The sequence below is a fragment of the Longimicrobiaceae bacterium genome, assembly GCA_035696245.1.
Classification (GTDB): domain Bacteria; phylum Gemmatimonadota; class Gemmatimonadetes; order Longimicrobiales; family Longimicrobiaceae; genus DASRQW01.
The window spans coordinates 1-11,856 of record DASRQW010000111.1 but is presented as its reverse complement, the minus strand read 5'-3'; the positions used below and the strand labels follow the sequence as shown (position 1 = coordinate 11,856).

Below are 11,856 nucleotides of genomic sequence, written 5' to 3'. Positions count from 1 at the left end.
TCGTCCGGAACTTGTAGATGCGGAACAGCCGGCCGCCGTAGTCCACGCGCCGCCGCGAGTCGCCGCCGCCCCCGCGCGGCCCGCGCCGGTCCAGCCCCACCCGCGTCTGCGTGTAGATGACGGGCCCGCGGCTGGTGAGCTTGACCAGGACGGCGATGACCAGCATCAGCGGCGCGGCCGCCGCCAGGCCTATCAGTGCGATGGCGATGTTCAGCAGCCGGCAGCGCGTGCTGGCCACGGGGCTGGCGGTTACGTGCCGCGGCTCGCGCTCGGGGCCGTGGAACAGCGAGGGGATCGCGATCTTTGCCGGCTGCGTGGGGGAGGGATGTTCGAGGACGGGGTTCATGCGGCCTCTCCGGCGGGGGCGGGGGGAGCGCCGGCCCGGTGCCGTGCGCGCCATCCTCAAGAGCAACGCCCGAGCCTTTGCCCGTCCACTACGACACATCCCCCAAACTGTTTATCTACAACGCGATGCGTTCCCGTGCCCGCCTCCCGAAAACCCGCCGTTCGTCGCGACCCTGCGCCTTGTGTGGGACGCCTACCACAGAATGCGAAACCGGTGTCGCGGGAGATCGGGAGGTCGGTGGCCGTGCGGAATCGGGATCACATCCGGAGAGGGTGCTCCCACTCCGGACCTTCCCTGCAGCGGGCCAGGACGAACAGAAAACTCCGAGTCGCGCCAAGCGATCCGCTCGTACTTGACGATAGCGGTCTGGCGTCAGTAAAGTGGGCGGACGACGGCCGAGTGTCGTCGCTGCTTTTCGGGAAGGAGAGCTGATGACAGATGAAAGGACGCCCAGGAAGCCCCTCGCTCCAATCCATGTAGCCGCCGTGAGCCGGGGAAAGACCCAGGGCGGTGCTCACTGGTTCGACCATCCTGAGATGCAGGCGCGGATCGCAAGGGCTGAAGCGGATTTCCGCGACGGACACGTTCAGTGCGGGAACTCGTTGGAAGAGTTGCTTTCGCAGCTCGACGCGTTGAAGAAGTAGCTCGCACTGCACCGTCGTCGGGATTGTATGCGTCGAGCAAGCGCTAGAAAAAATCGAAGGGGGAGCCGGCGTCGGCTCCCCCTTCGCGTATGTTCATCCCCGCTGACTGCTTCGGCTTCACAGGCTGTACAGCGGAAGCTCCAGCTCGAAGCGGAAGAGGGTGCCCCAGCCGGGGCGCGTCTCCATGTGCAGCTCGGAACCCATGGCGTGCACGAGGTGCCGCGTGATGGTGAGGCCCAGGCCCGTGCCGGAGAAGCCGTAGCGGTCGCCCGACGTGTCGGTGCGGCGGAAAGGCTCGAACAGCGACGCCCGCGCCTCGGGCCCGATGCCCGGCCCCGTGTCGCGCACCGAGAACTCCAGCGCGGACATGCCGCGCGCGCGGGTGGTGATCTCCACGAACCCGTCGTCCGTGTAGCGCAGCGCGTTTGAGACGAGGTTGAGCAGCGCCCGGTTGAGCGCGGCCGAGTGGCCGATGCGCTGGTCTCCCTCGGGCGGCAGGACGCGCAGGGCGATCTTCTTCTCCTCGGCCAGCGGGCGCACCATGTCGCACACGGACTGGAGCGTCTCGGACACCGAGAAGGGAGACGGCGTGCTGTCCACCAGCCGGTCGCCGCCGTGCGCCAGCTCGATCAGGTCGCTCGCCAGCGACACCATGCCCAGCGCGGCGCTGTAGATGAGGCCCAGCTGGCGCTTCTGGAGGTCGTTGACCTCGCCGCTCTGCGCGCGCCGCAGCGTCTCGGAGAGGAAGAGGATGGAGGTGAGCGGCGAGCGGAGGTCGTGCGCCAGCTCCACCATCAGCTCGAAGCCCTCGGGCGCGGTGGCGTTCACGGGCGAGAGGCCGGCGGGCCCCGGCTCCACGGCGCGCCGGAGCTGCTCCAGCCCGCGCAGCACCGAGACCATCTCGGCGCCCTCGGGCGGGGCGGGCGCCTCGGTCCAGGCGCGGACGACCTCGTTCCACAGTGGCCCCAGCAGCCGGCGGCGCAGGCGCGCCTGGGGCCCGTCGGGCCGTGGCAGCGTGGCCGCGGCGCCGCTCTCCAGCGCCTGGGCGAGCACGCCCAGCTCCGCCACGACCTCGGCCGCGCGGTCGCGGTCGAAGCCGGCCTCGCTCCAGTGCGCCGCCACCTGCGCCGCCGCCGCCCGCACGGCACCGCTCGCCGCCGCGCGGGGCTCTTCCACCGGCTGCGCCTTGTCTTTGCCGCGCTTCGGCGCCGACATGGCCGGTTTTCCGTCAGATGCCGTCATCGGGCGACCGGGCGGTGATCACCGTGTCCCGGTGCAGGCGGTGGCGCTCCATCAACCGGTACAGCGTGGTGCGGTCCACCCCGGCCAGCTTGGCCGCGCGCGACATGTTGCCGCCCGCGCGCTCCACCAGCCAGCCCAGGTAGTTCAGCTCGAACTGGGCGAGCACCCGCTCGCGCTCCATGTGGTATCCCCCGTCGCCGAAGCCCGCCTCGGGGCGCCAGTGCTCGGTGAAGCCCGCGCCCGGGGCGCCGTCGCCGCCGTCGCCGTCGGGCAGGTCCTCGGGGCCGATCTCGCTGCCCGGCTCCAGCAGCACCACGGCGTGCTCGATCACGTTCTGCAGCTCGCGCACGTTGCCGCGCCACTCGCGCTGCTGGAGCGCGCGCAGCGCCTCGCGCCCGAAGCGGGGCACCGGGGCGCCGCGCTCGCGGTGGCGGGCCCAGTAGGTCGCCAGGAAGTGCTCGGCCAGCAGGGGGATGTCGTCGGCCCGCTCGCGCAGGGCAGGGATGCGGATGGGCACCACGCTCAGGCGGTAGAACAGGTCCTTGCGCAGCGCGCCGCCCTCCATGGCCTCGCGCGCGTCGCGGTTGGTGGCGGCCACGAAGCGCACGTTCACCACCGCGTCCACGCTCTCGCTGCCCACGCGGCGCACCACGCCGTCCTGGATCACGCGCAGCAGCTTGGCCTGGATGGGCAGCGACATCTCGGTCAGCTCGTCCAGGAAGAAGGTGCCGCCGTTGGCCGTCTCCAGCAGGCCCGGCTTGTCGCGCACCGCGCCGGTGAAGGCGCCCTTCACGTGCCCGAACATCTCCGACTCCAGCAGCGTCTCGGGGAGCGCGGCGCAGTTGATGGCCACCAGCGCGCGGCTGCTGCGGCGGCTGTTGTGGTGGATGAACTGCGCGAACATCTCCTTGCCGCTGCCGCTCTCGCCCGTGAGGAAGACCGAGGCGTCGGTGGCGGCCACCTTGCGCGCCAGCTCCACGGCGCGGAGGAGGGAGGGCGAGCGGCCCAGCAGCGGCACCTTCTCGCTGTGCCCGTTGCGCTTCTGGCGCGCGGCGCCCTCGTGCGCGCTCTCGCGGCCCACGGCCACGGTGTGCGCCGCGCGCCCGCACAGGACCTGGAGGTGCGTGGCGCTGAAGGGCTTGGGAAGGTAGTCCCACGCGCCGGCCCGCAACGCTTCCACGCTGCTCTCCACGCTGGGGTTGCCCGTCATCACCACGACGAGGATGGCGGGGTTCTTCTCCAGCGCCGCCCGCAGCAGGTCCATGCCGCCCACCTGCGACATGAACAGGTCCACGAACGCCACGTCGAAGTGCTTGCGCAGCAGCAGCTCGCGCGCTTCCTCGCCGCGGCCGCAGCCCGTCACGTCATATCCTTCGTTGGCGAGCACCGACACGCAGCTCTCGCGCAGCGTCAGCTCGTCCTCGACCACCAGGATCTTGACGCTGGCGCGCTGCTCGCGCTCGCCGGCCAGGCGCTCCACGGCGGCGGCGGGGTCGTCGGCCCCGCGCTGGGCGGGGGCGTCGAGGGTTGCTGGGGGCATGGTCTGCTGGCCTTCTTCCGGAGATGTAGGGGGGCCGGGCGGTGCGGGGGCGGGCGGGGCGGACCTCAGCCGAGCATGACGGCCGGCGCGCCCAGCCACAGCGTGCCGGGGAACAGGTCGACGGCCGGCGCGGTGAGGGCGGGCGCGGCGTCATCCGCCCGCTCATCGAGGGGATCCACCCCGCCGACCGCGGCTTCGTCGTCGTAGCTCGCGTCCACCTCGGGGCTCCAGGCGCCGCCGAGGATGTCGGACACGTCGGCCACGGCCTCGTCGGGGAGGTACGACACGACAGGGCCGGCCTCTTCGCGGCCCACGTACTCGTACGCGCGCTGCCACGTGCCGGCGGGAGCCCACTCCGGCGAGCCGTCCGGACGCAGGCGGCGGCAGAGGCGGCCCTCGGCCACGCCCGCGTCGTTCCAGAAGCGCTCGTCGGCGGGAGACGTCCAGGCACGGCCGCAGGGCTCGTGCACCCCATGGTCCACCAGCCGGCGCACGAAGGCGGCTACTTGGTGCGCGGGGTAGCCGGTGCGGCGGGCCAGGCGCTCGACGTTGAAGCCGGTCTCGGCGCCGGCGAGCAGCACGACGGCGGCACGGAACGCGGCGGCTGCGGGGTCCAGGCCACGGGAATGCGAGGAGATGCGCTCCATGAGCGCGGTGGGCGGGGTCGCTGCGCGGGAGAGCCCCGCGGAGGGGAGGGCCGTTGCGAGCATCACACGATTTCTGAGGAGGGGGAGCGGCGACTTGACCAGCGTCCGCGAGCGCGGTTCGGTCCGCCGGAAGTTGCGCTGCGCCGTAAGGGAGCGGTGCTTCCGGCCACCCCGCGGCTCCGGCTCGGGTCCGGTGCGGGGCAGTCGCTACCCACAGGGATAGCGCGGCGGGCGGGGGAGGTCAAGTGTGGCGTTACTTCGCAGATGCGGTCGCGGAACGCTGGCGCCGCGAAAGTGGACCGCCACCGAGGCGCCATTCGTGGCGCGCATCTCACCTAGTGTTTACGCGGCACGCGAGCCCCTGGGCAGGTTCTCCACGCCCGCGGAAACGTGCGCTTCTGGCGTCTCGCATGCCGTCCGGCGGCGGTTCCACGGGCCACGGCCGCGCCGCTGGTGCTACATCTACAGGGAGCAGACGGCGGGCCGCCAGGGCCGGAGATGTGGTGCGGGCGCAACGGGATGCGCCGGTCGCGATCCGCTGCGCGTGAACGAATGGTGCCGGCCCGTGCGGAACTCCGCGCGAGCGCAGGGCATCGGACATGGCGGGTGGCCGGCGGAAGCACGCCCGCCGCGCATCCGCGGAGCGGGTTGGACGACGCGGGTGTCACCGGCGGGGATGGGAGACGGGCACGACTGGACGCCGCCGCCGTTGCGCGGGCGCCACATCTACAGTGTGCCGGAAGATGTGGGGCAGGGGAAGATCCCAGCATCGGCGCGGATTCCGGGGAGTCGCGTGGCGGGGGCGGGATGGTCCCCGCATTGCTCGTCACTCCGCGCAGGCACGCCCGCGTCCCTCCGCCCGCCCGCACCGGATCCAAGCGCCGATGTCCAGCCAAGCCCCCATCGTCTCCCGCATCTCCCCCCTTCCGCAGCCCGCGCCGGTGCAGCCCGCGGCCGACTGGCCCTCGCCGCCGCCGCAGGCGCCGGGATCGGGCGGGGCGCTGCGGGTGCTGGGGGCGCTGATGCGGCGGAAGTGGCTGGTGCTGGGGCTGACCGCGGCAGGGATCGGCGCGGGCGTGGGCGCGGCGGGCTTCGTGAAGCCGGAGTACCAGGTGCAGGGCACGGTGTGGATCGAGGGCGGCGACCGCGACGCGGCCAACCGCGGCCCCATCCGCGGCGGCGAGCTTCTGCAGTCGTTCGCCTGGGTGGAGCTGCTGAAGTCGTACGCGATCCTGGACCCGGTGGTGCTGGACCAGAGGCTCTACCTGGACCCGGCGCTGCCCGGCGACGCGGCCCTCTTCGCCGGCTTCCGGGCGGAGGGCACGCCCGTGCCCGGCAGCTACCGGCTGGACGTGGCGCGCGCGGGCGCGGTGCTCTCCGCGGCGGACGGTGCGGTGCTGGAGCGTGCGGCGCCCGGCGCGCCCGTGGGGCACACGCGCGGCTTCCGGTGGGTGCCGCCCGCGGGGCTCAAGCCGGGGCGCACGGTCGCCTTCTCGCTCGCCAACCCGCGCGACGTGGCCATGCGCCTGGGCGACCAGCTGGAGACGCGCATGGCCGAGGACGGCCACTTCCTGCGCCTCTCCCTCTCCGGCACCGACCCGTCGCGCATCGCCCGCACGCTCAACGGGCTCATGGTGCGCTACGTGGAGGTGGCGGCGCAGCTCAAGCGCGCCAAGCTGGACCAGCTCACCGCCATCCTCGACGAGCAGCGCAGCTACGCCGAGGCGAACCTGCGCGACAGCGAGACGGCGCTGGAGAGCTTCCGCGTACGCACCGTGACGCTTCCGTCCGAGCGCGCAGCCCCGGTCGCGTCCGGGCTCGCCATCACCCGCGACCCGGTGTTCAACAGCTACTTCGAGATGAAGGTCTCGCGCGAGGACCTGGCCCACGACCGCGAGGCCGTGCAGCGCGTTCTGGGAGATGCGGCGCAGGGACGGGTGGGATACGACGCGCTGGCGGTGAACCCGGCCGTGCAGCGCAGCCCGGAGCTGATGCAGCTGCTCAAGGACCGCAACGACAAGGCGGCCGAGCTGCGCGCCCTGCGGCAGCGCTACACCGACGACCACCCCGGCGTGAAGCGGCTGACAGCCGACCTGGCCACGCTGGAGGGCAGCGCCATCCCCACCGCCGTTCGCCAGCTCGCCGCCAGCCTGGAAGCCAGCCAGGCCGACGTGGACTCGCGCATCGCGTCCGCCTCGGGCGAGCTGCGGCAGATCCCGGCGAGGGCCATCGAGGAGGCGCGGCTCCAGCGGCGGGTGGAGATCGCGAACAACCTGTACGGCACGCTGCGCCAGCGGTACGAGGAGGCGCGGCTGGAGGCGGTGAGCACGCTGCCCGACGTGAAGGTGCTGGACCCGGCGGCCGTCCCGTCGGTGCCCGTGAAGGACCGGCGGCCGCTGGTGATGGGGGGCTTCGCGGGCGGCGGGCTGGTGATGGCGCTGCTGCTGGTCGCGCTGCTGGAGCGCGCGGACCGGCGGGTGCGCTTCCCGGACCAGATCACGGGCGGGATGGGGCTGCAGGTCCTGGGCGCGGTGCCGTACGCGCCGCTCGGGCCGGGCGGACGCAGCTCGGTGCAGCTGGCGGAGGCGTTCCGCGAGCTACGCCTTTCGGTGCTGTCCTTCTACCCGGCGGGCCAGCCGGTGCAGCTCACCATCAGCAGCCCGGACAGCGGCGAGGGGAAGACGACGATGGCGCTGAACCTGGCGCGCGCCTTCGCCACGCAGGGGCACCGTACCGTGCTGGTGGACGGCGACATCCGCCGCGGCACGCTGCACCGCCTGCTGAACGTGCCGCGCGCGCCCGGCCTCACCGACGTGCTGGCCGGCCGCATGGCGCTCGCCGACGTCCTCCAGCCGGCGGACGGGGGGCGGTTCACCGTGCTCGGCTCGGGCACGCGCATGCAGAACGGGCCGGAGCTGCTGGGCTCCGGCGCCATGACCCACCTGATTGCCGAGCTGCGGCAGCGCTTCTCCGTGGTGATCGTGGACAGCCCCCCGCTCTCGGCCGGGGTGGACGCGTACGTGCTGGGGACGATGACGGGCAACCTGCTCATGATCCTGCGCACCGGCACGACCGACGGCGATTTGGCCGCCGCCAAACTGGACCTGCTGGACCGGCTCCCGGTGCGCGTCCTGGGCGCCGTCCTCAACGCCGTCCCGCCCACGCGCCTCTACCGCTACTACTCCTACCTCCCCGGCTACGGCGTGGAGCCGGAGTCCGCGGTGACCGCCGTTGTGAAGGTTTGACCGACGACAAAAAGCTGGGGTTCGGATGCGGCGAAAAGCGACGACCTCTCCTCGGCAGATTCGGGGAGAGGTCGTTCTTTCTGCTTCGGAAGCGGGGGTGGTGGGCGGATGGGGTGCCCCCTCCCCCAGCCCCTCCCCCGCAAGCGGGAGAGGGGAGTCTATTCCACAGTCGGGGAACGATTTGCGGCGATTGGGCGGGGCGGCCGGTGTCGCTGGTTCGGGCACGGTGCGGGTGATGGCGAGGCGCCCTCAGTCGGTGTGCTGCCTGGGCGGTGTTCCGGGCCCCATGAGGCCTCGATGCGTCGTTCGATCCGCGGAACACGCCGCCGGAACATTGAGCTGACGATCTGTCGCCTATGGATCGGCCGACACGTCTTAACCCAATCCCTTGCAAGCAGTTCTCCCCTCTCCCGCTTGCGGGGGAGGGGCCGGGGGAGGGGGCGTCTTTCCGCAGCGACACACCGCCGGAACCGCACTCGGAAGCGGCGATCCTGGTCTGCTGACGGACGGATGGATTGTCGTGGGGGGTGAGTACGAGAGACGGACTGGCGAGCGGAGATCGAGTCAGCTCGGAGCCGGCGGAGGCTTGAAGTAGGAGATGGGGTAGTCCACGGAGTCGCGCTGGGCGCGGCGGAGGGCGAGGGTGGCGCGGACGAGGATGTCGACGGGGTCGATGGAGCCCGCGTCCAGGTCGTCCACGGCGTAGCAGCCCACGCGGATGCGCAGGTGAGGCAGGTCCGGGTCCGCGGGGTCGCCCGCCTCGGCGGCGCTCACGAAGCGCTGGGCGATGGAGAGCACCCCCGCGGCGTCGGTGTGCGGCGCCACCACCGCGAACTCGCACGGCCCCAGCCGTCCGATGGCGTCGGAGCGGCGGCCCACGGCCAGCACGAGCCCCAGCATGCGGCGCGCGAGGGCGTCGGCGCACGGATCGTCATCGCCCACGAGGAGCGGCGGCTCGGCTGCGACGAGCACGCAGGCGAGCGAGGTGTGCTGGCGCGCGGCCTCCAGGCGCAGCTCGCGCAGGCGGCGCAGCAGGCCGTGCACGCTGTACAGGCCGGTGCCGGGGTCCACCAGGCTCTCCTCGCGCGCCCGGTCGGCGGCGAGCTTGCTGCGCACGAAGACGTTCATCCGCAGCAGCAGCTCTTCCGCATCCACAGGAACGGGCAGGACTTCCCAGGCGCCCGCGCGGAAGGCGGCGAGCTGCTCTTCGCGGCGCATGGGGCCGGCGGTGGTGACCACGAGCGGCGTGCCCGGGCCCAGGCGGTGCTCGGAGCACAGTTCCGCGCAGAGCTCCGCCCCCGAGGAATCCGGCAGCTCGGAGCGCAGCACCACCAGGTCGGGCGTGACGTTGCGCACCTGCTCCAGCGCGGCGCGGGCCGACCCCACGCGCACCACGGCGAAGCCGCCGGAGCCCAGCACGCTCTCCAGCGAGCGCGCGGTCCACTCCTGGTCTTCCACCAGCAGGACGATGGGCGGGCGCTGGGGTGCCCGGAGCGCGCCGGCGTCCAGGAGCGCGGACACGGGTTGCTGGAGCGATTGGCTCACGCGGGTTCCTGCGGTGAGGGGTGCCAGCTGCGGGTGCGCGCCGTTAGGGCAAGGCGCGTGCTCCGTCGCGGAAACGCTCGAAACGCCGCTCCGCGCGGAACGGGCCGTTCCGGTCGTCGGGCCGCCGCAGCACTCGCGAACCGCGGCGGCGCGTCGGCTGTCGCTGCGGCGCAACAGCGCGCGGGCCGTGCGGCGCGCCCCCGTGCCGCTCCCGGCGCGGCACCGAACTTCCTCTCCGGGTCGTGTGCCGCGCACGTGCCGGCACGCCGCGGCGCCCATCCATCGCGTTCCCCGCCAGGCCGTGCGCCCCGCATCTCCCCCCAGGAGGCCGCCATGTCCCGCTCGCCCTTCGCTCCCCTGGCGCGGTGCGCGTCGCTCGCCGCCCTGGCGTGGGGGCTGGCCGCCGCGCCGGCCGCCGCCCAGCCCGGCCCGTCCGCCGCCGCTCCGTCCGCGGCGCTGGGGCTGCAGCCCACGCGCGCCGGGCTCCAGGCGGCGCTGTCGTCGCTGGAGGCGGCGGGTGCCGCGGGTGCGGGCGAGGCGGAGCTGATCCGCGCACGGCTGCGCGACGGCGACTTCCAGGTGGGCGACCAGCTGGGCGTGACGGTGGAGGGCGAGCAGGCGCTCACGGCCACCTTCACCGTGGGCGCGGGCCGCGTGCTGGTGCTGCCGGGCCTGGGCGATGTGTCGCTGGCCGGCGTCCTCCGCTCGGAGGCGGAGGCGAAGCTCACGGCGGACCTTCGCCGCTACCTGCGCGAGCCGGTGGTGCACGTGCACCCGCTGGTGCGGCTCGCGGTGATCGGGCAGGTGCGGCAGCCGGGCTACTACGTGCTGGCGGCGGATGCGCTGGTGTCGGACGCGATCATGGCGGCGGGCGGGCCGCTGCCCACGGCCAAGCTGGCCGCCGCGCGCATCGAGCGGGGGCCGCAGCGCATCTGGGAGGGGCGGGCGCTCCAGCAGGCCATCGCCCAGGGGCGCACGCTGGACCAGATGAGCCTGCGCGCCGGCGATCAGATCTCGGTCCCCAACGACTCCGGCAGCCGGGGCGCGGCGGCCATGCGGGCGGCGCTGGCGGTGCCGGGCGCGATCCTGGCGCTGGTGGCGGGGATCAAGGTGATGTGAGGCGGGAACGTTGATTTCGGGGCGCGCGGCGAGTACCGTGCAGGCCGTCCTCCCGGCACGTTCCCCTGGCGCGAGCGCACCCGTTGGCACCTGCCGACCCCCAGCCGCAGCTTCCCTCGCCGCGGGTGCGCGACGAAGCCGTCTCGTTCCTGCGCGCGTGGCTCCCCGCCGGCGCGCGCGAGACGTACCGCCGCATGATCGCCGCCGATCCCGAAGGCTGGTGGCGCGACCCGCACTTCGCGGGCGGCATCATCCCGCGCCACGCCCTCCGCGGCAACGGCCTGGACGAGCGCGCCCTCGGCGTCGCCGACCTGGACCGCATCTGGCCCGAGCTTCTCCGCCTCGCCGTCATCGATCCTTAGCCCCCGTCGCACATCCTCCGCCCCACGTCGGCCGAAGTTCCTCCGCCGTCCAAGCCCGCATCTCCCCCGCTCCGCACCTACCACCCGCCGTTCATCGCCCGCCCCGATCTCCGGTCTCATCGAACCTCGTCTAGCGCTAGCCCGCCGTTCATCTCCCGTCCACATCCCACGCCGATCCAATCCATCGCAGCCGGTGTGCATTCGGGCGATGCAGATGTCGATCGGCCGCGATCCCGGTACCGAGGCGTGCGTTCTCTCGTGCGACGTCTCCAGATCCGCATCATCGCTGCAATCCGGTAGGGGCTGACCTGCGTGTCAGCCCGTGGTGCGGATGCGTGGATGCTCGGCGGATGCGACGGTGCTGCCCCGAGGGAGCACACGTGGTGCTCCCCTACCGGTCGGCGGCGATTTGGCGGGGCGGGCGAACATCTACCAGCCGCACGGATTCGCGAGGCGGGGCGGGAGATGCGGAAGATTCGGGAGATGCGAGACGGCGGACGCTTTCGCGTGGTGCGGCGCGGGCGTGCCCGATGTGGGGCGGGCGCCACAGAATGAACGCGCTGGATGGAGGACGCCGCAGCGCGGAAGTGGCCCTCCGGCATGCACCTGCATGCGAGGCCGTGCTGGACCCGCAGCGGCCCTGATGTTGAACTCTTGTACAGTGCCCCTCCCGCAGTGTCCCGTAGCCCGTACTTCCTCATGACGCTCCCCGCCTCCCTCGCCACCCCCGTACGCGCCGCCGCCCCGCGCGCCGCCGCCGCGGAGCGCGGGCTATGACGGCGCGCGACGCGCTCACCAGCGTGTACGCCAAGTCCGCGCTGTACGAGCGCCTGCACGAGGAGGTGCAGCGCGGGCTGCGCTACGACGAGCCGTTCTCGCTGCTGCTGCTGGACCTGGACCACTTCAAGAGCGTGAACGACGCCTTCGGCCACGCGCGCGGCGACGCGGCGCTCACCGAGTTCGCGGACCGCATCCAGGCCGCCGCGCGCGGCAGCGACGTGCTGTTCCGCTACGGCGGCGACGAGTTCGTCCTCTTCCTCCCTCACACGCTGCACGACGACGCCACGCTGCTGGCCCAGCGCCTGCTGGCCGAGGTCGCGGCGACCCCGCTGCAAGGTACGCCGCCGCTGTCGCTCAGCGTGTCGGTGGGCGTCGCCACCTTCCCG

9 protein-coding genes are annotated in these 11,856 nt (G+C 73.1%); 4 read left to right on the top strand and 5 right to left on the bottom strand.

Going from position 1 to position 11,856, the window contains the following annotated elements; translation table 11 throughout:
- The 4 genes from VFE05_04935 to VFE05_04920 form a co-directional block, all read right to left on the bottom strand.
- A partial coding sequence (locus VFE05_04935; protein HET6229403.1) for a sugar transferase occupies window positions 1–346 on the bottom strand: 346 nt, incomplete at its 3' end.
- Window positions 347–1,107: 761 nt separating this feature from the next.
- Window positions 1,108–2,205 (bottom strand): HAMP domain-containing sensor histidine kinase, encoded by a 1,098-nt coding sequence (locus tag VFE05_04930; GenBank protein HET6229402.1) that lies wholly within the window; start codon window positions 2,203–2,205, stop codon window positions 1,108–1,110.
- A gap of 13 nt (window positions 2,206–2,218) precedes the next feature.
- The gene (locus tag VFE05_04925; protein ID HET6229401.1) at window positions 2,219–3,772 is read right to left on the bottom strand and encodes a sigma-54 dependent transcriptional regulator; all 1,554 of its coding nucleotides are present in this window, start codon (window positions 3,770–3,772) and stop codon (window positions 2,219–2,221) included.
- 65 nt (window positions 3,773–3,837) lie between these two features.
- Window positions 3,838–4,482, bottom strand: coding sequence for a hypothetical protein (locus tag VFE05_04920; GenBank protein ID HET6229400.1), 645 nt, complete (start codon window positions 4,480–4,482; stop codon window positions 3,838–3,840).
- Between the two features lie 821 nt (window positions 4,483–5,303).
- Between VFE05_04920 and VFE05_04915 the strand changes: the two genes are divergently transcribed.
- Window positions 5,304–7,664, top strand: coding sequence for a polysaccharide biosynthesis tyrosine autokinase (locus VFE05_04915; GenBank protein HET6229399.1), 2,361 nt, complete (start codon window positions 5,304–5,306; stop codon window positions 7,662–7,664).
- Between the two features lie 564 nt (window positions 7,665–8,228).
- Here VFE05_04915 and VFE05_04910 read toward each other — a convergent pair.
- Window positions 8,229–9,209, bottom strand: a complete 981-nt coding sequence (locus tag VFE05_04910) for a response regulator (protein ID HET6229398.1) — start codon at window positions 9,207–9,209, stop codon at window positions 8,229–8,231.
- A gap of 333 nt (window positions 9,210–9,542) precedes the next feature.
- Between VFE05_04910 and VFE05_04905 the strand changes: the two genes are divergently transcribed.
- The 3 genes from VFE05_04905 to VFE05_04895 form a co-directional block, all read left to right on the top strand.
- A complete protein-coding gene (locus tag VFE05_04905) occupies window positions 9,543–10,328 on the top strand; it encodes a polysaccharide biosynthesis/export family protein (protein ID HET6229397.1) in 786 nt (261 codons plus the stop codon).
- 83 nt (window positions 10,329–10,411) lie between these two features.
- Window positions 10,412–10,690, top strand: coding sequence for a hypothetical protein (locus VFE05_04900; protein ID HET6229396.1), 279 nt, complete (start codon window positions 10,412–10,414; stop codon window positions 10,688–10,690).
- Between the two features lie 773 nt (window positions 10,691–11,463).
- Window positions 11,464–11,856, top strand: a 393-nt coding sequence (locus tag VFE05_04895) for a GGDEF domain-containing protein (protein ID HET6229395.1), incomplete at its 3' end; no start/stop codon positions are given.